Raw genomic sequence first — 24,440 nt, 5'->3', positions numbered from 1 at the left:
GGTGCTCGCGGAAAGGACAGCCGATGGGGGCAGTGCGCAGGGTGGTGAGTTACCTTGGCCTGGGCGATGGGGATCAGTACGACGAGCCCTACGAGTACGGCGAGTACGAGGATGAGTGGATGCCCGCGTCGGAACGGGCCGCCAGGCGGTGGAGGTCCGGAGGTGAGCCCGCGCGGATCGTGATGGTCCGTCCGCGGAACTATTCTGATGCCCTCATCGTGGGCCGCCACTTCCGCGAGGGCCAGGCCGTGATCATGGATGTCGCCGGCATGTCCACCGCCGAGGCCACCCGCCTCGTCGACTTCGCCGCCGGTCTGACCTATGGGTGCGACGGACGCATCGAGCGCATCGCCGACAAGGTGTTCCTTCTGGCTCCCGCCGACGTCGAGATCACCACGACCTGATCCCCGTCCCCGTGGGGGCGGGGATCAGGGACGCGGGTCGGCGATGGCGGGTCCGCGGCGCAGCAGCCGGGTGAGGGTGGCGAGGTCGGCGCTCGCCTGGTCGGCGCGTTGGAGTGCTTCCCTGGCGTGGTCGTGTAAGGCCCAGACCGCGCTGTCGGCCTTCGCGTGAAGCTCGGCGATCTCCTGCTGTACACGCCGTGCCTCCGCCTGCTCCCGCTGGCTGCGGCGCCACAGGATGACACCGGCGACGCCGCCGAGCACGAGGCTCGCCACGGCGAACAGCTCCGACACGGTGAAGGCGAGGACGAGCGCCACGATCGGGAGGAGCGCCGGGCCGTACGCGAGCCACCGGCCGGACAGGCGTGCCTCCCCCGCGCTGGTGATGGCCTGCTCCGCGGCGGTGAGGGACGCCGCGTCGGGACCTTCGGGACGCAGCAGGACCGGGTGGCCGTCGATGGGGACGGTGAGCTCGTCCGGCGGGGGGATACGGGTCTCCTCGGCCAGCTCCTCGGCGGCCGCTCTCACGACCGGAGCCGCGACGTGGAAGGCGATGGCGGCGAGGCGGGGGTCGGCTCCATCGCGCACGTCGTCAAGCAGGTGGTCGGTGAGCGAACGGGTCGGCGGGGTCTCCTGTGCGCCGATGAGCGACCTGAGCGCGGTGAGCGGGTGGTCACCGGGGGACTGCGCGGCGTCGGACGGGGTGGTGATCTCGGTGCAGCGGGTCAGCAGAGCGGACAGACGCGCGGCGGCCTGGACGGGACGCGCGATCTCCGGCAGCTCGGCGAGCTGCGGGAGGGTCGTGAGCGCCGGAGACGGGTCGATCACCGGGTCGCCGGGGGTGAGTGCCTTCAGCCATCGGTCAGGCTCGGTGGTGGAGGGGACGGCGGCGGCGTCGAGCTTCCTGAGCACGAAGATCTTGCCGGCCGGTCCGTAGGCGCCGCGCGCGGCGGCGGTCCACAGCGCGCGCTGGCCCTGGGTGACCGGGGTGCCGGTGGTGAGGTCGCCGAAGGCGGTGCCGAGCCATGAGGCGTGGACGCGGTCGCCGTAACCGCCGACGGCGAGCGTGAGGCACAGGAAGAGGGCCGTGTGCTCGTCGTTCAGCTCGGTGGCGTGGTGCAGGGGGACGGTGGGGTCCTCGTCCCTGAGGATCAGGAGCAGGGCCTCGATCGCCGGGGCCAGCCAGTGCGCCGGGGGGTACAGGACGCTCTGCGCCGGCGACGGCGGTGTCTGGTGGGCCGCCAGGTGGTCGATGAGTTCGCTGGCGTACTCGGTGAGCGTCGGCGGCGCGGCGGGATCTTCGGGGGTCGGTGCCGCGAGAGGTGTGACCACACCTTCCGGCTCGGCCGGACTCGCGGCCGTCTGCTCGGCGCTCAGATCCATGCTCAATGCGGGCAGCTCCCCGAAGGCGTGCGGCAGCCCCGGACACGAGGGGCTCCCATGACCGCGCCCAGGTTAGTTCGTCGGCCGCCTCGGCGTGCGGCGGCACGCCGAGATGACCGGAAGCAGCCCACTTCGAGTGGCTCTTCCCTGCCGCGGACCGGTCGCCTACATGCGGGCCGGGATGGGGACGCCGAGCAGAGTGAGACCGGTCTGGAGCGTGGTGAGGGTCAGGGCCGAGAGGGCCAGGCGGGACGCACGGGTCTGCGGGTCCGTCCCCGGCTTGAGGATGGGGCAGGACTCGTAGAACGTGGTGAAGGTGCTGGCGGTCTCGTACAGGTAGGCGCAGAGCCGGTGCGGCTCGGCCGCCGCGGCGGCGGTCTCGAGCACGGTCGGGAACTCGAGGAGCTGCAGCGCCAGCGCGCGCTCCGCCGGGGTGCCGAGGCTCAGTGGCGGCGGCGCGGAGGTGAAGCTTGCCGGGTCCAGCTCCGCCTTGCGGAAGATGGAGCGGATCCGCGCCGTGGCGTACTGCATGTACGGGCCGGTGTTGCCGGTGAAGGACAGCATGCGGTCGAAGTCGAGGATGTACTCGCTGTCGTGGCTCACCGACAGGTCGGCGTACTTGACGGCGCCGATGCCGACGGCGCGCGCGATCTCGGCGCGTGTGGCGTCGTCGTAGCCCCGGTCGGCGATGGCGGCGTCGGCGCGGTCGACCGCCTCGTTGAGCAGGTCGATCAGCTTGATGGACTGGCCGCTGCGCGTGCGGAACCGCCGGCCGTCCGAGCCGAGCATCATGCCGATGACGATGTGCTCGGCCGAGACGTCCTCGGGGAGCCACCCCGCGTGGCGCGCGGCGGCGAACACCATCTGGAAGTGCAGGGACTGCTCGTTGCCGACGACGTAGAGGATGCGGTCGGCCTTGAGGTCGCGCACGCGGTACCGGATGGCGGCCATGTCGGTGGTCGCGTAGCCGTAGCCGCCGTCGCTCTTGCGGATGATCAGCGGCAGGGGCTTGTCGTCGCTGCCGGTGAACCCCGGCGGGAACACGCACAGCGCGCCTTCGCTCATCACGGCGACCCCGGCCTGCTCCAGGTCGTCACAGGTCTCGGCGAGCAGCGGGTTGTAGATGCTCTCGCCGGCGATGTCGTCATCGGTGAGGGTGACGCCGAGAATGGAGTAGATCTTGTTGAAGTAGCGCACGGTGGCGTCCATGAACAGGTGCCACAGCCGCAGCGTCTCGGAGTCGCCGGCCTGGAGGGTGGCGACCCGCCGCCGCGCACGCTCCTTGAAGTCGTCGTCGCCGTCGAATTTGCTCCGGGCCTCCTGGTAGAACTCGTTGCCCTCGCCGTTCTCCAGCCGCGCCAGCGAGGTGGCCTCGCCGCTGTCGAGCAGATACTCGATCAGCATGCCGAACGGGGTGCCCCAGTCGCCGAGGTGGTTCTGCCGGATGACGCGGTTGCCGAGATGCGCCGACAGCCGGGCCAGCGAGTCGCCGACGATCGTGGTGCGCAGGTGACCGACGTGCATCTCCTTGGCGGCGTTCGGCGCGGAGTAGTCGATCACGACGGTGCGTGGCGGCGTGGTGAACCCGACGCCGGCCCGCGGGTCGGTGAGGACCTGGCCGGCCTGCTCGGCGATCCACCGGTCGTCGAGGGTGATGTTGATGAAACCGGGCCCGCTGACCTCGACCTTGGCGAACATCTCGCCGGAGCCGAGCGCGTCGGCGATGGCCTGAGCGACCTCCCGCGGTGCGCGTCGCAGTCGCTTGGCCAGGCTCAGCGCCACGTTCGCCTGGTAGTCGGCGAACTGGGACGGCCGGATCAGCGGGTCTGCGCCTGCGTACTCCTCGCCGAAGGCGGCGCCGAGTGCCTGCTGGACCCGCTCGGCGAGCACGAGCTGCGGATCGGTCATGACCACAAGGATATCTTCAGATCATCACCGGTCCTCGTGGTTATTGGCAGGCCAGCGGCGGCGGTGCGACCGCGACGCCGCGGCGACCCGTTCCCCGACCCGCGCGACCGTGCCCTGCCGCGCCAGGGTCGCGGCGAGCGAGCACGCGGCGGCGATGCCTTCGGCGGTCGAGGAGCCGTGCGCGATGACCACGGTGCCGTTCAGCCCGAGCAGCACGGCCCCCCCGTACGCCTCGGGGTCGAGGCGGCGGCGCAGCGCGCGCATGCGGCTCCGCTGGAGCAGCGCGCCGAGCCTGGCGAACGTGCCGGCGGCGATGGCGTCACGCATCTCGGAGAAGGCGTACCTGACGGTGCCCTCCATGGTCTTCAGCGCGACGTTGCCGGTGAAGCCGTCGGTGACGATGACGTCCACGGCGCCGGACAGCAGGTCGTGACCCTCGATGTTGCCGGCGAAGTCCAGAGCCGGGTCGGCGCCGAGCAACTCGTGCGCGCGTTTGGTGACCTTGTTGCCCTTCTCGGCCTCACCGCCGATGGTGAGCAGCCCCACCCGGGGAGCGGTGGCGCCGAGCGCCGTCTCGGCGTAGGCGGCGCCGAGGTGCGCGAACTGCACGAGGGTCTCGGGTTTGACGTCGGCCGTCGCTCCGGCGTCCAGCAGGACCGTGGGCCGGGGCCTGGTCGGCAGGGGGACGGCGATGGCGGGCCGCAGTACGCCTGGCTGCGCGCGCAGACGGAGCTTGCCGGTGGCGACCACGCCGGCGGTGGACCCCGCCGAGACGACCGCTGAGGCGTCGCCGCGCCGTACAAGGTGGCAGGCGATCGCGATGCTGGAACGTGGCCGGCGCAGACTCGCGAGGGCCCCCTCGTCCATGGCGATGGCCTCCTCGGCGCGCACGATCGGGATCTCACCGCCGGCGTCGTGCGCGGCGAGCGCCTCGGACACGGCACGCGGCGCACCGACCAGGACGACGGGGACTCCCCGTTCCCGTACGGCCTTGACGGCCCCTGCCACGATCTCCCCCGGCGCGTGGTCGCCACCCATCGCGTCCAGAGCTATCGGCGGAATGCCGTCCAAGCGGTCACCTCATGCGGAATCGGTCTGTGTCCCGCATCGTAGGTGGCGGGAGGGGCTAGTCCGCGCGCCAGGGCCAGTGCCAGTCGGCGGCTCCTCGTGACACCACGATCTTCCCGAACGCGGCGCGGCCGGTCACCCGGATCACCGGCGCATTAGGGTCATCCCCCGGCTCACCGCCGGATATGTGACGCTTGGCGAAGACAGCACGCCCCTCGTCGACGACCCGCGCATTGGCCGGCACCCGCACGATGAGCTTGCCGAACGTCGAATTCAGCTCAAGCGTGATCTCCCGGCCCGGTAGCACCGCGTCCGAAAGATCGACGATCAGCGCGCCGAACGTGGACTGCAGCCGCGTGTGCCGCCCCGCGATCCACCGGCCACCCCTGACCACCTTGCTGAACACCGCCGCCACCGCCTGCCGCTCGGCCCCGCCGGCCGCGACCGGCCGCGTGACGGAAGGAAGGTCCCTGGTGAGCGGCACAAGATCGCCGACCGTCACGGCCGAATAGGCCGCCTCCAGCCGATCCGCATGCTCGACACTGTTGAGCCGACCGGTGGCGAGCGCCTCCCCGAGAACCGCGGCCACCTGGTCCCGGTCGGCATCCGACGCACGCTGAGCGGTGTCCCCTGACTCAAAGGGCTGTAGAGAGCTCACGACGACCAGCGTAACCCAACTCAAGATATGTCGCGATAGGTCTGAGATTACGGTCTCGGCTTATGGCTGGAGCGAAACCTCCTTGACCGACCCACGGCCGTCCCCAAGCGTAGGTACGCCTGACCGGTATCTCCACCAGCGCACCGTGGCACACCCCACATGTCCCGTGTGGTCAGCTCCTCCCGCAAACGAGAGACACTCTGGTCCAGTGAGGCCCGCCCCTGGCACACCGGCACCTGCTCAGCTCGAACGGACTTCTCGCAACTCGGTGCGTGCCTTCCGTCCAGGGCCTCGTACGAGACACCCCTCGCGACCGACAAGTCCCGTACATCGCGCACGGCGGACGTATCGCGCACGGCTGCGTCGCCGGTGACGGGAGTCCTTCGTGTCCGACGGGTCCTTCCTCGGCGCCGATACGGCGGGAGGAGGTATGGCGAACCCGGCGCCGCGGTACGGCGGCCGGTCGAGAGACAGTTGGCATCCCGCACGGCCGAGCGCCTCCCCACACCGGCTGGACAAAACAGAACCGGCCGTGCCTTCTGAGAGGTCGGCCGGTTTTCTTCGATGTCGGTGCGGTTCTCTCTCAGGAGTCCGGGTCGCGTACGTAGGTGCGGCGAGCGATCTGGGCCTGCAGGCGGGCCATCTGCCAGTGCAGCTCTATGAGCTGCTCGGCGAGCAGGCCACGTGGAATGTCCGACGGATCCTCGGCGGACAGTTGATCAATCGCGCTCGCCAGCTCCCGCACCCCGCACCCCCACTCCATCACCGTTCCCCTGGTTTCGAATCTCCGTTCGAATCATAGTGGAACAGCGTGCACAGTGTCAGCATCTTTCACGTGTCGTATCAGACTTCTGTACGGTCTAGCCGTCTCACACCTCGGCGGGCCGCCGTACCGCGGCGCCGATTTCGCCGTACCTCATCTCGCCGTACCGGCGCCGGAAGGATCCCCTGGACGAGGGGCGGGAAGCGTCCTGGCGCACGAGCTCTCCTCCGAGCCGGACGGCATCCGGCCGGCAAGGGAGGGGCCATCCTGGACCGGAGTCCTATGTCACCGGAGGTGCCTGGCCGCATGGGACGTGTCGGCCCTGCGCGGAGCGCTTCGCAGGGCTCCGGACTGTGGTGTGGGGGCCGGGTCGGACGGGAGGTACAAGGGGCCCCGGCGCCGCCACCACCGAGCCGACCGGGTCGCTCGGCTGTTTCCTGCGGGACGTCATCGCCGCCGACCTCGGGCCGCCGACCTCGGGCCGTGGGGCGCTGGGGCGCCCCTGCGGCCCTTGGGGGTCAGGTTTGGTAGGTGGGGGCTATGTAGCCGCGGGCCAGGGTGTTGGCGGTGATGTTGAAGCCGATCACGGCGGGGGAGGCGTCGGGGGGGACGCTCAGGGATTCGACGCTCAGAGCGTGGACGGCGAAGATGTAGCGGTGGGGGGTGCCGGGGGGTGGGGCGGCGCCGCCGTAGTGCTGGAGGCCGTAGTCGTTGCGGCCGTGGGTGGCGGGCTTGGGGAGGTCGTCGGGGGTGGTGCTGCCGGCGCCGGAGGGGAGTTCGGTGACGGTGGCGGGGATGTCGTAGACGAGCCAGTGCCAGAAGCCGCTTCCGGTGGGGGCGTCTGGGTCGTAGCAGGTCACGGCGAAGCTCTTGGTGGCTTCCGGAGCGCCGGACCAGCGCAGGTGCGGTGAGACGTTGCCGCCGGTCATGCCCCAGTCGTTGAAGACGTGGGTGTCGGACAGAGGGTGGCCGTCGGTCACGTCGTCGCTTTCGACGGTGAGCGCGGGGACCTCTGGCAGGTAGTCATACGGAATCGGTGGCTGCTTCGGCACGATCGACCTCCGATGAGTAGGCGTTCTGGGTCGCCACCCATCTTGCCCCGTCCTCGGAGGTCAGGCGTGCCGGGCCACACCGCCGCGGCTGGGTCCCCGTCCGTCCGCTCGGTTTCCGCGGTACCAGTCGTGAACGGGTCGCCGGTCGTTCGCTCGGTTACGGCGGTACTGATTGTGAGCGGTCGCCGGTTGTTCGTTCGGTTCGGCGGTACCGATCGTGAGCGGGTCGCCGGTTGTTCGCTCGGTTGGGGGGGATCGTGAGTGGGGTGTGGCGGCGGACGGGTTCTCGGGTCAGGAGTTGTAGGCGGCGAGGACGGTGGTGGGGTCGCCGTCCATTTTGATCTTGCCTTTGTGGAGCCAGATGACGCGGTTGCAGGTTTCCTCGATCACGTCGAGGTTGTGCGCGACCAGGAAGACCGTGCCGGCTTCCTGGCGCATCTGCTGGATGCGTTCCTGGCTCTTGCGCTTGAAGTCGCGGTCGCCGGTGGCGAGGGCCTCGTCGATCAGCAGGACGTTGTGGGTCTTGGCTGAGGCGATGGCGAAGCGCAGGCGGGCACCCATGCCTGAGGAGTAGGTGGACATGGGGAACTGGACGAACTCGCCGATGCCGGAGAACTCGACGATCTCGTCGTAGCGCTCCTTGACCTCGGCCGGCGTCATGCCCATGGCGTAGCAGCCGAGCACGATGTTGCGCTCGCCGGTGAGCTCGCGCATCAGGGCCGCGTTGACGCCGAGCAGGGACGGCTGGCCGTCGGTGTAGACCGAGCCCTTGTGCGGCGGCAGCAGTCCGGCGATGGCGCGCAGCAGCGTGGACTTGCCTGAGCCGTTGCGGCCGATGATGCCGATCGCGTCGCCGTTCCTGGCCACGAAGGAGACGCCTTTGACGGCGTGCACCTCGCGCATCTTGGGACGGCCCTGCCTGCGGATGACGCGCAGCAGCGCGTTGGCGGCGTTGCCCTTCTCGGCGGCGCTCGCCGCACCGTACACGCGGTAGACGATGTGCAGGTCGTCGACCACGACGGTGGGAGCGCGCAGGTCCTCTGGCTCCGGCTGCGGGACGGCGGCCGGAGCGTCCTGCTCCTGTGGTTGGGTCACGCGGGACTGCTCCTTGGTCAGCTCAGCCACGGCCGTACCTCTCCTCGGCCCGCCAGAAGTACCAGAAGCCGCCGATCAGTGCCACCGCGGCCCAGATGCCAGCGTATAGCCATAGTTGCCCCATGCCCGCGTGTGGGAAGCCGTTGCGCACCAGGTCCTGCCGGTAACTGCTCATGAGCAGGCCGCGCATCAGGTCGATGAAGACCGACGGCGGGTTGAACTCGAGCAGGAAGCGGGCCCACTCGGGCTGGTCCTTCATCTTGGCCGGGATGCTGTAGAACACACCGGAGGTGTACAGCCAGGTGCGCAGGATGAACGGCAGCAGTTGGTTCATGTCGCGCACGAACGCGCCGACCCGCGCGAGCAGCAGGCTCACACCGATGTTGAAGATCGTCTGGAGGAGCAGCGCGCATGGGATGAGCAGCCACATCAAGGTGAGCGGCTCGCCGGTCACCAGCACGATGACGAACAGGACACCCATGGAGATGGCGAGCTGCTGGAACTCCTGGATGGTGTACGCCAGTGGCAGCGCGGCCCGCGGGAAGTGCAGCGCGCGGATCAGCGACAGGTTGCCGGAGATCGCCTTGGCGCCGCCGGTGAGCGACCGCTGGGTGTAGGAGAAGACGAACACACCCGTGATGAGGAACGCCGTGTAGTTGGTGAGGTCCCTCTTCTGGCCGAGGATCAGGCCGAACATGAGGTAGTAGACCCCGGCGTTCAGCAGGGGCGTGAGCACCTGCCAGAGCTGGCCGAGCGCGGAGCTGGAGTACTTCGACACGTTACGCGACGTGGCGTACGTGATCACGAAGTGGCGCCTGTCCCACAGTTGGCGCAGGTAAACGGGAAGTTTGGGGCGCGCTATGGCGCGTCGCAACCCGTGGCGCTCGGCGAGCGCGGACAGTGGTTCCTTCCCGCGTTGGGAGGAGCCGCCCGCCCGGTCGCCCGCCCGGGAGTCCGCGACAGCGGATTCCGGCTGACTCATGGCAAGGACTCTATTGGATAGCGGTGAATGAGATGCCTACGGCGGTTCTGCCGGATCCACGTCACACTGCGGGCAGCGTGACCAAGCATAGCCGATCACCCCACTGCACGTAGTCACCAATGGTCAGAGGCCTTGTCCGCGTCTCTCAGGAGCTCGCCGACGGCTCGTCCCGGTGCGAGCATCACTAGAAGATGTGTACGTTAGGGGGGCGTTTATACCGCGTTTGGGTATTACCGCGGGGCCCAGTTGGTATGTGTGTGACGTCCGGCTGGGCTACGTGTGACCGAACTGCAACGTGCCAGAGACTCGCTGGTGAGAAGTAGTGAGGGATGCTCGCGGTCGAATGGCAGGGCGCGACTGAGCGTGTCCGCGGTTTCGGGGACAGATCCCTCGAAGCGTGAGACATGAACGGCTCAGTGCTCCACGCCCACCTTAGAGGGAGGATTAATCCACGATGCGTGTGACCAAGGGCGCACAGATCGTCGTCGGCACCGCGCTGCTCGCACTCGCGGTCGCGGCGTGTGGTGGAGGCGGCGGCGACACGTCCGGTGCCGGCTCCAGCGCCGGGACGGGGGCCGCCGGGGCGGTGCGGGTAGAGATCGCCGAACCACAGCACGATCTCATTCCCGGCAACACCACGGAGACCAGCGGCGCTGAGGTGCTGAACGCGCTCTTCGTCGGTCTTGTCGACTACGACGCGGACAAGAAGCCGTACAACCGTGTGGCCGAGTCCATCGAGTCGGAAGACTCCAAGACGTGGACGATCAAGCTCAAGACCACCTATAAGTGGCACAACGGTGAGCCTGTCGTCGCGCAGAACTTCGTCGACTCCTGGAACTACACGGCGAACGGCGCCAACGCTCAGGAAGGCAACTACTTCTTCGGCAGCATCGCCGGCTACGACGAGCTGAACCCGGGCGAGGGCAAGACCGCGTCCGCGACCACCCTCTCGGGCCTCAAGGTCGTCGACGACACGACGTTCACCGTCGAGCTGAAGAACCCGTTCTCCGGCTTCCCGACCATGCTCGGCTACACGGCGTTCTACGGGCTGCCGAAGGCCGCGTTCGAGTCCGAGGGCAAGCTGAAGGCCGACTTCGGCTCCAACCCGGTCGGCAACGGCCCCTTCAAGATGTCGAAGCCGTGGAAGCGCGGCTCGGACCAGACCATCTCGACGGTCCGCAACGACGACTTCAGCGAGGGCAAGGCCAAGATCGACGCGGTCGACTTCAAGATCTACACCGACCTGAACACCGCGTTCAACGACCTGCGCGCCGGCAACCTGGACATCATGGACCAGCTGCCCGCCGAGGCGATCTCCACGGCCAAGAACGAGTTCGGCGACCGGTACATCGAGCAGCCGTCCTCCGGTGTCGGCTACATCGGCTTCCCGATCAAGAACGGCGCCGACTACGCCAAGAACAAGGACATCCGCAAGGCCATCTCCATGGCGATCGACCGTAAGACGATCACCGAGACGGTCTTCTCCGGCACCCGTGTCCCCGCCGACGACTTCATCAGCCCCGTCGTCTCCGGTTACCGCCAGGGCGCCTGTGGCGAGGCCTGCACCTATGACCCCGCCAAGGCCAAGGAGCTGTTCACCAGCGCCGGCGGCGCGTCCATGGGCCCGATCGAGATCGGCTACAACGCGGACGGCGGCCACAAGGAGTGGATCGAGGCCGTCGCCAACAACCTGCGCACCAACCTCGGTGTCGAGGTGACGCCGAAGCCGGTGGAGAAGTTCGCGACCATCCTCGACGACCTCGGCGCCAAGAAGTGGTCCGGCTCGTTCCGCATGGCGTGGATCATGGACTACCCGTCGCCTGAGAACTACCTGCGGCCGATCTTCGGCTCCGGCGCCAGCTCGAACTACTCGGGCTACGCCGACAAGAAGTTCGACGACCTGCTCACGCAGGGCGACTCGGCCAGCAGCATCGAAGAGGGCATCAAGTTCTACCAGCAGGCCGACGACCTGCTGCTGCAGGAGATGCCGTACATCCCGGTGTACTTCTACCAGACCAACGGTGCGTACTCGAACCACGTGAAGAACGTGAAGATCGACCCGTTCGAGCGGATCGACTTGTTCAACGTAGAGAAGGCCTAGAGTTCACCCACTCCGGGTGATTCGATACATTCGAATCACCCGGAGTGGGCGACGACCCCATGAGGGCAGCCCAGGGTTGCGGCGGGCTGCCCTTTGTAATGATCGGGAGACTGAATGGGCCGCTACGTCATAAGGCGCCTGCTCCAGGCAATCCCTGTGCTGGTGGGCACCACGTTCCTCATCTTCGCCATCGTCTACGCGCTGCCTGGCGACCCCCTGCAGGCACTGGCGGGCGAGAAGCGTGTCGACCCCGTGTTCGCCGCGGCGTTGAGGGAACAGTTCCATCTTAATGATCCGCTGATCGTGCGCTACGGATATTACGTGCGCGACATCCTCAGCGGCGACTTCGGCACCACGTTCCGCGGGCTGCCGGTGTCGACCATCTTCGAGGGCAAGTTCGTCGTCACCTTCAAGCTCGCGATGACCGCCCTCATCTTCGAGGCCATCATCGGTGTCGGCCTCGGCTTCTGGGCGGCGCTGCGGCGCGGCAAGTGGGAGGACAAGGCGATCCTCGCCTGGACGCTCCTGCTGGTGTCGATCCCCACTCTGGTCAGCGGCTTCGTGCTCCAGCTCGTGCTCGGCGTGAGCCTCAAGAAGGCACTCGGCTTCGGGCTCTTCCCCGTCGCCGGCGTGCAGGACGGGTGGCGCAGCTATCTGCTGCCGGGCTTCGTGCTCGCCACCGTCTCGATCGCGTACCTCACCCGGCTGACCCGTACGAGCCTGATGGAGACGCTGCGTGCCGACTACGTCCGCACCGCGGTCGCCAAGGGCATGCCCCGGCGCCGGGTGCTCGGACGGCACGCGTTGCGCAACTCGCTGATCCCCCTGGTCACCTACCTCGGCGCCGACCTCGGCACCTTGATGGGTGGCGCGGTCATCACCGAGACGATCTTCAACCTGCCCGGAATCGGCCAGCAGCTCTTCCAGTCCGTCTACCTCCGCGAGAACGACGTGGTGGTCGGCATCGTGACGGTGCTGGTGCTCATCTACATCCTGGCCAACCTCGTCGTCGATCTGCTGTACGCCGTCCTCGACCCCAGGATCCGCTATGAGTAACGAGACCGTCACCACGGCACCTGCCCCGGCTGCCAAGCCGCCGGGCAAGAAGGAAAAGCCGGCGAGCCTGTGGACGGACGCCTGGTACGACCTGCGCCGCAACCCGGTGTTCATCATCGGCGCCGCCATGGTCTCGCTGTTCATCGTGATCTCGGCGTTCCCCGGCCTGTTCGACAGCGTCGGCGTCGAGCCCTCGACGTGTTCGCTGGCCCGCGCTCGGCAGGGCATCACGTCCGAGCACTGGTTCGGCAGCGACAACCTCGGCTGTGACGTCTACTCGCGCGTCATCCACGGCGCTCGCGTGTCGATCATCGTGGGTTTCGTCAGCGCCATCGTGACCGGCGTCGTCGGCGGCGCGCTCGGCCTGCTCGCCGGTTTCTACGGCAAGTGGGTGGATGTGATCCTCTCCCGCGTCGCCGAGATCTTCTTCGCGATCCCCTCCATCCTCGGCGCTCTGCTGATCCTCGCGGTCATCGGCCGCGACAACGCCGGCATCGCCAGCGTCGTGCTCGCCCTGTCGATCCTGGCCTGGCCGATGATCCTGCGCATCATGCGCGCCGCGGTCATCACGGCCAAGCACCAGGACTACGTGATGGCGGCCCGCGCGCTCGGCGCGAGCCCGGGACGGATCATGAGCAGGCACATCCTGCCGAACGCCGTCGCTCCGGTCATCGTGGTCTCCACGATCAACCTCGGCGCGTTCATCGCCGCCGAGGCGGCGCTGTCCTTCCTCGGCGTCGGCATCCAGTCGCCGCAGATCTCCTGGGGCCTGATGATCGCCGACGCGCGCAACAGATTCCTTGAGGCGCCGCTGCCGTTGCTGTTCCCCGCGTTGTTCCTCAGCCTTACCATCCTCAGCGTCGTCATGCTGGGTGACGCGGTACGTGACGCGCTTGACCCGAAGCTGCGGTAGGAGAGGGCACCGAACGTGAGCAACCCGACAATCGATACGCAACTCGACGCGGCCGACGCCGCGGCGGAGCCGCTGCTCGCGGTGGACGACCTGCACGTGGAGTTCGTCACCCGGCAGGGCCTGGTCCGCGCCGTCAACGGCGTCAGCTACACCGTGAACGCCGGGGAGTCCCTCGCCGTGCTCGGGGAGTCCGGCTCAGGCAAGTCGGTGACCGCGCAGGCGATCATGGGGATCCTCGACATGCCGCCGGCGCGCATCCCGAAGGGGGAGGTGCGCTTCCGCGGCACCGACCTGCTGAAGCTGTCGGACCAGGCGCGCAGCCAGGTCCGCGGCCAGCGCATCGCCATGATCTTCCAGGACGCGCTGTCCGCGCTGAACCCGGTGTTCACCGTGGGCTGGCAGATCAGCGAGATGTTCCGCGTGCACCGCGGCATGGCCAAGCGCGACGCCATGAAGAAGGCCGTCGAGCTGATGGACCGGGTCCGCATCCCGGCCGCCAAGCAGAGGGTGAACGACTACCCGCACCAGTTCTCCGGCGGCATGCGCCAGCGCATCATGATCGCGATGTCGATCGCGCTGGACCCCGAGGTGCTGATCGCCGACGAGCCGACCACCGCGCTCGACGTGACGGTGCAGGCGCAGATCATGGACCTGCTCGCCGAACTGCAGCGCGAGAGCAACATGGGCCTGATCCTGATCACGCACGACCTCGGCGTGGTGGCCGACGTCGCCGACAAGATCGCGGTGATGTACGCCGGACGCATCGTCGAGCACGCTCCGGTGTACGAGCTGTACAAGAACCCGGCGCACCCCTACACCGAGGGCCTGCTGGAGTCGATCCCCCGGGTCGACCTCAAGGGCCAGGAGCTGTACGCGATCAAGGGTCTGCCGCCGAACCTGCTGGACCTGCCGTCCGGCTGTTCCTTCCACCCCCGCTGCCCGTACCGCAAGCCGAACTGCGTGAGCGACGTACCCCCCCTGTACGAGATCGACGGGTCGCGCAGCAGTGCGTGCCACTACTACCGGGAGGTCCTCGATGGCACAGCCGGCTGAGCCGATCCTGCAGGTACGCGACCTGGTCAAGCACTTCCCGCTGACCCAGGGCATCGTGTTCAAGCGCCAGATCGGCGCCATCAAGGCCGTGGACGGCGTCAGCTTCGACCTGCACCGCGGCGAGACACTCGGCGTGGTCGGCGAGTCGGGGTGCGGCAAGTCCACCCTCGCCAAGCTGCTGATGGCGCTGGAGCGGCCCACCTCCGGCGAGGTGCGCGTCAACGGCCAGGACATGGCCAGAGCGCACGGCGCCGAGCTGAAGCGCATGCGCCGCAACATCCAGATGGTCATGCAGGACCCCTACACGTCGCTGAACCCGCGCATGACGGTCGGCGACATCATCGGGGAGCCGTTCGAGATCCACTCCGAGGTCGCACCCAAGGGTGACCGGCGGCGCAAGGTCCAGGAGCTGCTGGAGGTGGTCGGGCTCAACCCCGAGCACATCAACCGGTACCCGCACCAGTTCTCCGGCGGCCAGCGCCAGCGCATCGGCATCGCCAGAGGCCTCGCGCTCCAGCCGGAGATCCTGGTCTGCGACGAGCCGGTGTCGGCGCTCGACGTGTCGATCCAGGCGCAGGTGATGAACCTGCTCGACCGGCTCCAGACCGAGTTCAACCTCGCGTACATCTTCATCGCGCACGACCTGTCGGTGGTGCGGCACATCTCCGACCGGGTCGCGGTGATGTACCTCGGCAAGATCGTCGAGCTGGGGAAGGACGACGCGATCTACGAGCGGTCGGCCCACCCGTACACCCAGGCGCTGCTGTCGGCGGTGCCGGTGCCTGACCCGGTGGGACGCGAGCAGCGCGAGCGGATCATCCTGCAGGGTGACCCGCCGTCGCCGGCCGACCCGCCGTCCGGCTGCCGGTTCCGCACGCGGTGCTGGAAGGCGCAGGACATCTGCGCGGAGAAGGAACCGCTGCTGGAGATCAGGGACGGCAACCACGCCAGTGCCTGCCACTTCGCCGACGCGCAGGACGTCATCCACGTCTGAGGTGGTCACATGACGGGACCCTCCACGGGCCTTGCCTGTGGAGGGTCCCGCGCGTCCCGGACCCCGCGCCTGGCCGGGACGCGGGCCGGCGCGGGTGCTTGCCGCGCCGACGTTTCCTCACCCGGACGTCTGGCGTCCGTAGTGACCACGTCATGTGAACGCTGCGACAGTACCCACCGGCGGTCCACGAAAGGGCACGCGGAAGGTCGGCGGAGAGTAATGATCGCCTGGCGCGTGCGCGGGACGCGGCGTACGCGGTGGCGCTTTCCGAAGTGTCTCGACTGTCATGAACGGCGGCGGTTTCCCGACTACGATTGCCACGCACGCGCGCCGTGGCCCCGGCGTGCCGTCCGCGTCCCGCGTGTGCCCGACCGAGGAGGACACCATGGACACCGCCCCCGAGCGCGGTGACGGCGACCCCGAGGTACGTCCCGTCTCCGCCGCCGCGGAGCAGGTTCCTGACGCGCAGGCCGACAACTCCGGGGAGCTGACCGACCGCGAGCGTGAGCTGCTGGGCTTCGAGCGCCAGTGGTGGCGGCATCCCGGCGCCAAGGAGCAGGCGATCCGCGAGAGGTTCGATATCTCGGCCACCCGCTACTACCAGTTGCTCGGCCAGTTGATCACCCGGCCGGAGGCCATGGCGTTCGACCCGATGACGGTGAAGCGGCTCCAGCGCCTGCGCGACGCGCGCCGCCGCGAGCGCGCGGCCCGCCGGTTCGGCATGCGTCCGTAGCCGGGGCCGTCCGGTCCCCCGTGCTTGAGGACCCGTGCTTGAGGACCCGTGCTTGAGTAACCGTCCCTGAGGAGACGTACGGCCGTGGCATGCGGCCGTGGTGCGAAGGGTAGAGCTGATCGAGTGAATCCTCATGGTTTGCCGGACATCCCCGGTTTCGCCGCCATGACCGCGGACCCCGCGGGTGCGGTCATCGGTGTGGACTTCGACGGCACGCTGTCCCCCATCGTCCCCGACCCCGCCGACGCGCGCGTCGACCCCCGCGCCGCGGCGGCGCTGGCCCGCCTCGGTGCCCTGGTCGGCGCGGTGGTCGTCGTCACCGGCCGTCCCGCGGCCACCGCGGTCGCGTACGGCGAGGTGGCCGGCGGGCCGGGTCTCGCCGACGTGCCGGGTCTCGTGGTGCTCGGCCAGTACGGCCTTGAGCGCTGGCAGGACGGCCAGGTCACCTCGCCGCCACCGCCGCCAGGCGTGGTCCGGGTGCGCGCCGAGCTGCCGGCCCTCATCGAGTCGCTCGGCCTGCCGATCACCAGGGACGGCGACTCCGGCGTCGGCATCGAGGACAAGGGCCGCGCGCTCGCCGTGCACACCCGCAGGGCCGCCGACCCCGAGGGTGCGCTGCGCCTGCTGCGCGAGCCGCTCGCCGAGCTCGCCGACGAGACCGGTCTCGCCGTCGAGCCGGGACGGCTGGTCATCGAGATCCGGCCCACCGGCATGGACAAGGGCCGCGCGCTCGGCGCGTTCCTCGACGAGCGCGGGGCCCGCTCGGTGCTTTTCGCGGGGGACGACCTCGGCGACCTCGCGGCCTTCGAGGCCGTGCGCGCCTCGGGGCTGCCAGGTGTGACGGTGTGCAGCGCGTCGGCCGAGGTGACCGAGCTCGCCGGCCGCGCCGACGTGGTGGTGGAGGGCCCCGCCGGGGTGGCGGAACTGCTGTCGGCCCTCGCCTCGGCCATCGAGCACCGCGCGCGGTAGGCCGCGACCGCCGGGTCCGGTGCTCCGGCGCCGGACGGGCCGCGCCTGCGGGTCAGTGCTCCAGCGCGGTGAGCTGGTCGGCGAACCAGCGGCTCGGAGGCAGTGCCGTGGCGGCGGCGCGCAGGCGCGCGCCGCGCTTGGCGCGCTCCTCCTCGGGGAGCAGCAGGGCCTCGTGCAGCGCGTCGGCCGTGCCGGACACGTCGTAGGGGTTGACGACCAGCGCGTCCGCGCCGAGCTCGGCGGCGGCGCCGGCCTCCCTCGACAGTACGAGCGCGCAGTGCGGCGACAGGATGGGGCCCTCCTTGGCGACGAGGTTCATGCCGTCCCTGATGGGGTTGACCAGCAGCACGTCGGCCATGCGGTACGCGGCGAGCGAGCGCGCGTAGTCGTCGTCCACGTTGAGTATCAGCGGGTCCCAGTCCTCGCTGCCGAACTCGTCCTCGATCTCGGTGGCGCACCGCTGCACGGCCGCCGTGTACTCGCGGTACTCCGGCAGGTCGTGCCGCGACGGGTAGGCGAAGGCGAGATGCACCACTTTGCCGTGCCACTCGGGATGGTCGGCCAGGAACTGCCGGTAGGCGTACAGGCCGCGCACGATGTTCTTGGACAGCTCGGTGCGGTCGATGCGCACGATGAGCCGGCGGTCACCGACCCGCTCGCGCAGCGCGTGCATGTGCGACTCGACGTCCGGTTCGAGCGCTCGGGCCCACAGCGCGTCGCCGTCCACCCCGAGCGCATGCACCCCCACGCGGGTGGTGCGGCCGTCGTACGTCACGGTGCGCGCCGCGCGGTCGACGTGCGCGCCGAGCAGCTCCTCGCAGCAGTCCATGAAGGACGCGGCCCAGCGACCCGCGAGGAACCCCGCGCGGTCGGCGGCCAGGATGCCGGACAGCAACTCGGCGGCGATGTCGTCGGGAAGCAGCGAGAAGTACTCCGGCGGGGCCCACGGGGTGTGGGAGAAGTGGCCGATGCGCAGGTCGGGCCGCTCGACGCGCAGCATCGCGGGGGCGAGGGTCAGATGGTAGTCCTGGATCATCACGCGGGCCCCGTGCGCGGCCTCCTCGGCGAGCGCCAGCGCGAACGCGGCGTTGTAGTCGCGGTAGGACTCCCACTCGCGGCGGAACCGCATGTCGAAGTGCGGGGAGTTCGGGATGTCGTACAGCAGGTGGTTGACGAACCACAGCGTCGAGTTGGCCACCGCGTTGTAGGCACGGTGGAAGGTCGCCGGCGGGATGTCGAGCATGCGCACCGCACCGGTGTCGTACCCCGCCTGGTCCAGGCGGCCGCTCGGCGCCAGACGCACGGCGCTGCGGTCGCCGTCGCTCAGTGCCGCGCACACCCACAGCAGGTCGGAGGTCCTGGCGACCTCCTGCAGCCCCGAGACCATGCCGCCACCGCCGCGGCGCATGGTGAGTGTGCCGTCGTCCGCGAGAATGAACGACACGGGACCCCGGTTCGAAGCCAGTAGGACTGTGTTCATGCGAGCATCACCATTCCTCGTCCGCCGTGCGGCGGTCGTCCCCTCGCCGTTCCTCTCCGCTGCGCTGCGCGCGTGGTCACCGGGTCAATAAAATTTACGCCTTCAATAAGATGGATGGGTGGCCAGGCGGGGACAACGCTCGGGTTGCCGGGAGGGGCTCAGGCATGGTGCTTGACGAGACGACCGAAGAGCTGGCTCGTGCCGCGGCCCAAGGCGACCACCGTGCGCTCGGTGAGCTTCTGCGCCGTGTCGAGCCTGAGGTCATGCGCCACTGTTCACGGTTCCTGCCTTTCCGCCAGGACGCCGAAGAGGCTTGCCAGGATACGTTGCTCGCGGTGGCGCGCAACATCGCGCGCTTCGAGGGCCGAGCGCGTTTCTCCACCTGGCTGCACATCGTGACGGCCAACTGCGCGCGCACCACCTACCGCGGGCTGAAGCGCCGCGCGGCCGAGCAGTCGTCGGAGGAGCTGCCGCAGATGAGGGCCGATCCGCGGCGGGTCAGCGTCATCGCCGGGTCCCGGCTGGACCTGCTGGACGCGATGGAGGCGCTGGAGGCGGACAAACCGGATCTGGCCCAGGCGTTGGTGTTGCGTGACTTCTGCCAGCTCGACTACAACGAGGTCGCCGAGCAGCTCGGCATCCCGCTCGGAACGGCCAAATCACGCATCCACCAGGCGAGGAAGTACATTCAGGCGGCGCTCGGCGACGCCTACGGCGGCCCCGCCTGACGACCCCGGCACCACCCCGGCGTGACCCCTCCGGTGCGTCTCGTTGATTGAGACGCCTGGTCAGGGGCATGGACGTCCGAGGTACAGTGCTAGTGGCGCTCGTCCGGCCCTGCCGCCGGACAGGCCGACAACTTCATATGTGCTCATCCAGAGGGGTGGAGGGACCGGCCCTGCGAAGCCCCGGCAACCCTCCCGGCTGTGGTCATCCGCGTCTGCCGAACGACGCGTGTCCGACCCGTAGAGACCAGCCGGGACAGGTGCCAATTCCGGCCTGCGGCCACGGTGGCCGCAGGTGCAGATGAGGAGAAAGGCCTCTTCTTCATGGTGCTCGCGACCGCTGAGACAACGACCACCCTCGACTTCGGACCCGCCGTGGCGCTCTCGTGCCGCGAATGCGGCACCCGGTACCCACTCGGCCCGAGCTTCGCCTGTATCGAGTGTTTCGGGCCACTCGAAGTGGCCTACACCTGGACTTCCCCCGGCGACGGCCCCGCGGCCACGGTGACGCGGCGCCAGATCGAGGCGGGGCCGGCGAACATCTGGCGGTACCGTTCGCTGCTGCCGGTGCCGTCCGACGTCCTGACCAAGCGCAACCTCGCCCCCGGGTGGACCAAGCTCGTCAAGGCCGACAACCTCGCGCGCGAACTCGGCCTGCGCAGCCTGCACGTCAAGGACGACTCGGGTAACCCCACCCACTCGTTCAAGGACCGGGTCGTGGCGATCGCCCTTGAGGCGGCGCGCACCTTCGGGTTCCACACCCTGTCCTGTTCCTCCACCGGCAACCTCGCCGGCGCGGTCACCGCCGCGGCGGCGCGGGCCGGGCTCGACGCCTGCGTGTTCATCCCGGCGGACCTGGAGGAGGCCAAGATCGTCATGGCCTCGGTGTACGGCGGCAGGCTGGTCGGCATCGAAGGCACCTACGACGACGTCAACCGCTTCTGTTCCGAGCTGATCGGCGACCCGCTCGGCGAGAAGTGGGGTTTCGTCAACGTCAACCTGCGGCCGTTCTACGGCGAGGGTTCCAAGACACTGGCCTTCGAGATAGCCGAGCAGCTCGGCTGGCGCATCCCGGACCAGATCGTCATCCCCATCGCCTCGGGGTCGCAGCTCACCAAGGTCGACAAGGGCTTCCGGGAGCTGATCAAGCTCGGTCTCGTCGAGGACAAGCCGTACAAGATCTTCGGTGCGCAGGCCGAGGGCTGCTCGCCGGTCGCGGCGGCGTTCAAGGCCGGCCACGACATCGTGCGGCCGGTCAAGCCCGACACGATCGCCAAGTCGCTCGCCATCGGCAACCCCGCCGACGGGCCGTACGTGCTCGACATCGCGCGCCGCACCGGGGGAGCGGTCGAGGACGTCACCGACGCCGAGATCGTGGACGCCATCCGGCTGCTCGCGCGCACCGAGGGCATTTTCGCCGAGACGGCAGGCGGCGTGACCGTCGGCGTGCTGCGCAAGCTCGCCGAGAACGGCGTGCTCGACCCGGACGCCGAGACCGTGGTGCTCAACACCGGCGACGGCCTGAAGACCCTGGACGCGGTCTCCGCGCACGCCAGGCCGACCGCCGTCATCCGGCCGTCTCTCAACGCATTCCGCACGGCTGTCGCGGACAACTCCTGAAAGGTCATGGGTAAATGAGCGTTTCTGTGCGGATTCCGACGATTCTCCGTACCTACACCGATGGCGCGTCGGAGGTGAACGGTGAAGGGGCGACCCTTCGTGAGGTGTTGCAGAAGCTGGACGCCGACTTCCCCGGAATCGGAGCTCGTATTCTGGACGAAACGGGCAAGATCCGTCGTTTTGTCAACGTGTATGTCGGAGAAGAGGATGTCCGTTTCGCGGACGGTCTGGACACTGTGACGCCGGACGGCGTGCAGATCTCGGTTATCCCCGCTGTGGCCGGAGGCTGACTCTCCGCGACCTCTCCCCGCCCGTGCACCTTGGGAGGTGCACGGGCGTTCGCGTGTCTTGGGCCCCCCATCAGGCTCACTATCATAAAAGAAGTCGATACGGGCCGACCTCCCTCCAGGCGTGTAGTGCAATTGTCAACCAACTAAAGTCCGGCAAAAAAGAGTCGCGTCCAGCCGACAGCGAACGTCAAGACGCATTCTGCGGATTGACTCTGTTGCGCCAACCCTCGTCACAGGTATGGTCGATAACGATCGACGCAGCCGAGAGTTCGCATGTACTCGGCTCCGAAGGTCACGGACCCCGCGGAGGAGTGGGCGAGGTCCGGAGCCCAGCAAGAGGAGTCGGAAAGTGGCGCAGGGCACCGTCAAATGGTTTAACGCGGACAAGGGCTACGGCTTCATCGCGGTAGACGGTGGTAAGGACGTTTTTGTCCACTACTCAGCGATCCTGGCCGAGGGATACCGGTCGCTCGAACAGGGCCAGCGAGTGGAGTTCGAGATCACACAGGGTCAGAAGGGCCCGCAGGCGGAGTCGGTGCGCACGGTGTGACGCCCCGGCCGGCAGCGTCCGGCCGCCGATGAGGCCCTCTGGCTGCCGCCGGCGGGCATGGGGGTTCGGCCCGCCTGACGACGCGGGCCGAACCTTCCGTCATGTCACCCTCATCCCTCGTGTCCTCCATGGACCCATGCCCAATATTCGGCATACGGCCGGGGAAATCCGCGCGCGGCCCAGGTCATAGGGGTTGCCGCTTGCACTCGGCAGGGTAGAGTGCTAAACAGTTCGTTGGCACTCTCACGTCGGGAGTGACAACCTGGATCGAGGCGATGGGGCTTGCCGATCCACGGCGACAGGTGTCGTGGTGGCGCGGGTCTACGCCGTCGCGGGCGTCGGCTCGATCCGCTGCACGCCACCCTGTATCTGGGAGGTCTAGCCGTATGGCAGCCAAGATGATCGCGTTCAATGAGGACGCCAGGCGCGGTCTTGAGCGTGGCATGAATCAGCTCGCTGACGCCGTGAAGGTGACTTTGGGTCCCAAGGGCCGCAACGTCGTGCTGGAGAAGAAGTGGGGTGCTCCCACGATCACCAACGACGGTGTGTCGATCGCCAAGGAGATCGAGCTGGAGGATCCTTGGGAGAAGATCGGCGCGGAGCTGGTCAAGGAGGTCGCCAAGAAGACCGATGACGTGGCCGGTGACGGCACCACGACGGCGACGGTGCTGGCGCAGGCGCTGGTTCGTGAGGGTCTGCGCAATGTCGCGGCGGGTGCGAACCCGATGGCGTTGAAGAAGGGCATCGAGGCGGCGGTCGAGCGGGTCAGCGAGGAGCTGTCCAAGATCGCCAAGGATGTCGAGACCAAGGAGCAGATCGCGTCGACGGCGTCGATCTCGGCCGGTGACACGCAGATCGGCGAGATGATCGCCGAGGCGATGGACAAGGTCGGCAAGGAAGGCGTCATCACCGTCGAGGAGAGCAACGCCTTCGGCCTGGAGCTCGAGCTCACCGAGGGCATGCGCTTCGACAAGGGCTACATCTCCGGCTATTTCGTCACCGACTCCGAGCGCATGGAGGCCGTCCTCGACGACCCCTACATCCTCGTCGTCAACTCCAAGATCTCCGCCAACAAGGACCTGCTGCCGCTGCTCGACAAGGTCGTGCAGTCCGGCAAGCCGCTGGTGATCATCGCCGAGGACGTCGAGGGCGAGGCCCTGGCCACCCTGGTCGTCAACAAGATCCGCGGCCTGTTCAAGTCCGTGGCCGTGAAGGCCCCGGGTTTCGGTGACCGCCGCAAGGCCATGCTGGCGGACATCGCGACCCTGACCGGTGGTCAGGTGATCAGCGAGGATGTGGGTCTGAAGCTGGAGACCGCGTCGCTCGATCTGCTGGGCCGGGCTCGTCAGGTCATCGTGACCAAGGACGAGACGACCATCGTCGACGGCGCCGGCGACCCCGAGCAGATCGCCGGCCGGGTGAACCAGATCCGCGCCGAGATCGAGAACACCGATTCCGACTACGACCGTGAGAAGCTGCAGGAGCGGCTGGCCAAGCTGGCCGGCGGCGTCGCGGTGATCAAGGCCGGTGCGGCGACCGAGGTCGAGCTCAAAGAGCGCAAGCACCGCATCGAGGACGCCGTGCGCAACGCCAAGGCCGCCGTCGAGGAGGGCATCGTCCCCGGTGGCGGTGTCGCGCTGATCCAGGCCGGCGCCAAGGCGTTCGACAAGCTGGAGCTGTTCAACGACGAGGCCACCGGCGCCGCCATCGTGCGCAAGGCCCTGGAGGAACCGCTCAAGCAGATCGCCGTCAACGCCGGCCTCGAAGGCGGCGTGGTCGTCGAGCGCGTCCGCAACCTGGAGCAGGGTGTCGGCCTCAACGCCGCCACCGGCGACTACGTCAACATGCTGGAGTCCGGCATCATCGACCCCGCCAAGGTCACCCGCTCGGCCCTGCAGAACGCCGCCTCCATCGCGGCCCTGTTCCTCACCACCGAGGCCGTCATCGCCGAGAAGCCCGAGAAGACCCCCGCCGCCCCCGCCATGCCCGGCGGCGGCGACATGGACTTCTGAGCCGCACGGCACCTGGGCTCCCTGAGTCCGCAGCACGCGAAAGGGCCATCCCCGGCATCACCGGGGGTGGCCCTTCGGCGTTCCGCGGCGACGCCGTCCGGTGACGGTGCGGAGCCCGTCCAGGCCGGTTTCGCGCGGCACGATGTCAACGATCAGCCGGTCTGGTGGCCGCCGGTCAGGGGTTTGACCCAGCGGGAGGCGTGGTTCTGCTGCCGATAGCCGAGCGCGGTCCACGCCTGGTGTGCGAGGACGTTCTCGTTGATGACCATGGCGTCGGAACGCAGGCCGCCGAGCTCGGCGAAGCGCTCCTCGGCGGCGGCGAGCAACGTGCGTGCGACGCCGCGGCGGCGGGCCTCCGGGTCGACCGCGAGGCGGTACAGGTGGCAGCGCCACCCGTCCCAGCCCGCGATCAACGTGCCGACCATGCGGCCGTCCAGCTCGGCGATCACCAGCGCCTCGGGGTCTCGTGCGATCAGCCGCCTGACACCGTCGGCGGTGTCGTGCCGATCGGTGTTCTCCCCCGCGACCAGCCAGAAACGCAGCACCGCCTCGACGTCGCCTTCCACGGCGGGACGCAGCACGAGATTCGATTCGCTCATGTCGTAGAACGTAGCAAGAGCCGCGATCGGGACGA

Annotated in this window: 23 protein-coding genes and 1 riboswitch; of the genes, 13 read left to right on the top strand and 10 right to left on the bottom strand. The window is 68.6% G+C overall.

Annotated elements, in window-relative coordinates; all coding sequences use genetic code 11:
* The first annotated feature begins 23 nt into the window (after positions 1 to 23).
* Positions 24 to 404, top strand: coding sequence for a cell division protein SepF (locus BJ992_RS30435; RefSeq protein ID WP_184986842.1), 381 nt, complete (start codon positions 24 to 26; stop codon positions 402 to 404).
* A gap of 24 nt (positions 405 to 428) precedes the next feature.
* Here BJ992_RS30435 and BJ992_RS30430 read toward each other — a convergent pair whose 3' ends face one another.
* The 8 genes from BJ992_RS30430 to BJ992_RS30395 form a co-directional block, all read right to left on the bottom strand.
* The gene (locus tag BJ992_RS30430; protein ID WP_425503741.1) at positions 429 to 1,784 is read right to left on the bottom strand and encodes a hypothetical protein; all 1,356 of its coding nucleotides are present in this window, start codon (positions 1,782 to 1,784) and stop codon (positions 429 to 431) included.
* A 165-nt stretch (positions 1,785 to 1,949) separates the two neighbouring features.
* Entirely contained in the window at positions 1,950 to 3,692 is a 1,743-nt protein-coding gene (gene argS, locus BJ992_RS30425; RefSeq protein WP_184986838.1) for an arginine--tRNA ligase, read from the bottom strand.
* Positions 3,693 to 3,716: 24 nt separating this feature from the next.
* Positions 3,717 to 4,763: a phosphate acyltransferase PlsX gene (gene plsX, locus BJ992_RS30420; RefSeq protein WP_281390498.1), complete on the bottom strand. Its 1,047-nt coding sequence runs from the start codon at positions 4,761 to 4,763 to the stop codon at positions 3,717 to 3,719.
* A 55-nt stretch (positions 4,764 to 4,818) separates the two neighbouring features.
* Complete coding sequence (locus BJ992_RS30415) at positions 4,819 to 5,418, bottom strand: DUF1707 domain-containing protein (protein WP_184986836.1); 600 nt, start codon at positions 5,416 to 5,418, stop codon at positions 4,819 to 4,821.
* A 583-nt stretch (positions 5,419 to 6,001) separates the two neighbouring features.
* Positions 6,002 to 6,181, bottom strand: coding sequence for a hypothetical protein (locus BJ992_RS30410; protein ID WP_184986834.1), 180 nt, complete (start codon positions 6,179 to 6,181; stop codon positions 6,002 to 6,004).
* A 518-nt stretch (positions 6,182 to 6,699) separates the two neighbouring features.
* Complete coding sequence (locus tag BJ992_RS30405) at positions 6,700 to 7,233, bottom strand: YbhB/YbcL family Raf kinase inhibitor-like protein (RefSeq protein WP_343072939.1); 534 nt, start codon at positions 7,231 to 7,233, stop codon at positions 6,700 to 6,702.
* Between the two features lie 291 nt (positions 7,234 to 7,524).
* Positions 7,525 to 8,349 (bottom strand): ABC transporter ATP-binding protein, encoded by an 825-nt coding sequence (locus BJ992_RS30400; RefSeq protein ID WP_221475875.1) that lies wholly within the window; start codon positions 8,347 to 8,349, stop codon positions 7,525 to 7,527.
* 1 nt (position 8,350) lies between these two features.
* Positions 8,351 to 9,310: an ABC transporter permease gene (locus tag BJ992_RS30395; protein ID WP_184986830.1), complete on the bottom strand. Its 960-nt coding sequence runs from the start codon at positions 9,308 to 9,310 to the stop codon at positions 8,351 to 8,353.
* A gap of 454 nt (positions 9,311 to 9,764) precedes the next feature.
* On the opposite strand from BJ992_RS30395, the gene BJ992_RS30390 reads away from it, so the two are divergent.
* The 7 genes from BJ992_RS30390 (at position 9,765) to otsB (ending at position 17,129) form a co-directional block, all read left to right on the top strand.
* Positions 9,765 to 11,411 (top strand): peptide ABC transporter substrate-binding protein, encoded by a 1,647-nt coding sequence (locus BJ992_RS30390; protein ID WP_184986827.1) that lies wholly within the window; start codon positions 9,765 to 9,767, stop codon positions 11,409 to 11,411.
* Between the two features lie 114 nt (positions 11,412 to 11,525).
* Positions 11,526 to 12,467, top strand: coding sequence for an ABC transporter permease (locus tag BJ992_RS30385; RefSeq protein ID WP_184986825.1), 942 nt, complete (start codon positions 11,526 to 11,528; stop codon positions 12,465 to 12,467).
* Positions 12,460 to 13,380 (top strand): ABC transporter permease, encoded by a 921-nt coding sequence (locus BJ992_RS30380; protein ID WP_184986823.1) that lies wholly within the window; start codon positions 12,460 to 12,462, stop codon positions 13,378 to 13,380. Before BJ992_RS30385 ends, BJ992_RS30380 begins: the two co-directional genes overlap by 8 nt.
* Before the next feature lie 15 nt (positions 13,381 to 13,395).
* A complete protein-coding gene (locus tag BJ992_RS30375; RefSeq protein ID WP_184986821.1) occupies positions 13,396 to 14,433 on the top strand; it encodes an oligopeptide/dipeptide ABC transporter ATP-binding protein in 1,038 nt (345 codons plus the stop codon).
* Positions 14,417 to 15,427, top strand: coding sequence for an ABC transporter ATP-binding protein (locus BJ992_RS30370; RefSeq protein ID WP_184986819.1), 1,011 nt, complete (start codon positions 14,417 to 14,419; stop codon positions 15,425 to 15,427). The genes BJ992_RS30375 and BJ992_RS30370 overlap by 17 nt, the downstream gene beginning before the upstream one ends.
* 385 nt (positions 15,428 to 15,812) lie before the next feature.
* The gene (locus BJ992_RS30365) at positions 15,813 to 16,160 is read left to right on the top strand and encodes a DUF3263 domain-containing protein (RefSeq protein ID WP_184986817.1); all 348 of its coding nucleotides are present in this window, start codon (positions 15,813 to 15,815) and stop codon (positions 16,158 to 16,160) included.
* A 165-nt stretch (positions 16,161 to 16,325) separates the two neighbouring features.
* Positions 16,326 to 17,129 carry a trehalose-phosphatase gene (gene otsB / locus BJ992_RS30360; protein WP_184989344.1) on the top strand — a complete coding sequence of 268 codons (804 nt, stop codon included), beginning with the start codon at positions 16,326 to 16,328 and terminating at the stop codon, positions 17,127 to 17,129.
* A 52-nt stretch (positions 17,130 to 17,181) separates the two neighbouring features.
* Here otsB and BJ992_RS30355 read toward each other — a convergent pair whose 3' ends face one another.
* A complete protein-coding gene (locus BJ992_RS30355; RefSeq protein WP_184986815.1) occupies positions 17,182 to 18,609 on the bottom strand; it encodes an alpha,alpha-trehalose-phosphate synthase (UDP-forming) in 1,428 nt (475 codons plus the stop codon).
* Between the two features lie 164 nt (positions 18,610 to 18,773).
* Here BJ992_RS30355 and BJ992_RS30350 point away from each other — a divergent pair, with 164 nt between their 5' ends.
* From BJ992_RS30350 to groL, 5 genes are all read left to right on the top strand, one after another.
* A complete protein-coding gene (locus BJ992_RS30350; protein ID WP_184986813.1) occupies positions 18,774 to 19,337 on the top strand; it encodes an RNA polymerase sigma factor in 564 nt (187 codons plus the stop codon).
* Between the two features lie 140 nt (positions 19,338 to 19,477).
* Positions 19,478 to 19,642, top strand: a riboswitch (SAM riboswitch).
* Between the two features lie 16 nt (positions 19,643 to 19,658).
* Complete coding sequence (gene thrC / locus BJ992_RS30345) at positions 19,659 to 20,954, top strand: threonine synthase (RefSeq protein ID WP_184986811.1); 1,296 nt, start codon at positions 19,659 to 19,661, stop codon at positions 20,952 to 20,954.
* A gap of 14 nt (positions 20,955 to 20,968) precedes the next feature.
* On the top strand, positions 20,969 to 21,244 hold the full coding sequence (locus BJ992_RS30340; protein ID WP_184986809.1) for a MoaD/ThiS family protein: 276 nt from the start codon (positions 20,969 to 20,971) through the stop codon (positions 21,242 to 21,244).
* Positions 21,245 to 21,593: 349 nt separating this feature from the next.
* Positions 21,594 to 21,794 (top strand): cold-shock protein, encoded by a 201-nt coding sequence (locus tag BJ992_RS30335; protein ID WP_114033242.1) that lies wholly within the window; start codon positions 21,594 to 21,596, stop codon positions 21,792 to 21,794.
* A gap of 386 nt (positions 21,795 to 22,180) precedes the next feature.
* A complete protein-coding gene (gene groL / locus BJ992_RS30330) occupies positions 22,181 to 23,806 on the top strand; it encodes a chaperonin GroEL (protein WP_184986807.1) in 1,626 nt (541 codons plus the stop codon).
* A 152-nt stretch (positions 23,807 to 23,958) separates the two neighbouring features.
* Here groL and BJ992_RS30325 read toward each other — a convergent pair whose 3' ends face one another.
* Entirely contained in the window at positions 23,959 to 24,405 is a 447-nt protein-coding gene (locus BJ992_RS30325; RefSeq protein WP_184986805.1) for a GNAT family N-acetyltransferase, read from the bottom strand.
* Positions 24,406 to 24,440: the final 35 nt, after the last annotated feature.

Source organism: Sphaerisporangium rubeum (assembly GCF_014207705.1).
GTDB lineage: Bacteria > Actinomycetota > Actinomycetes > Streptosporangiales > Streptosporangiaceae > Sphaerisporangium > Sphaerisporangium rubeum.
The sequence above is the reverse complement of the archived record's forward strand: the minus strand, read 5'-3'. Positions and strand labels throughout refer to the sequence as shown.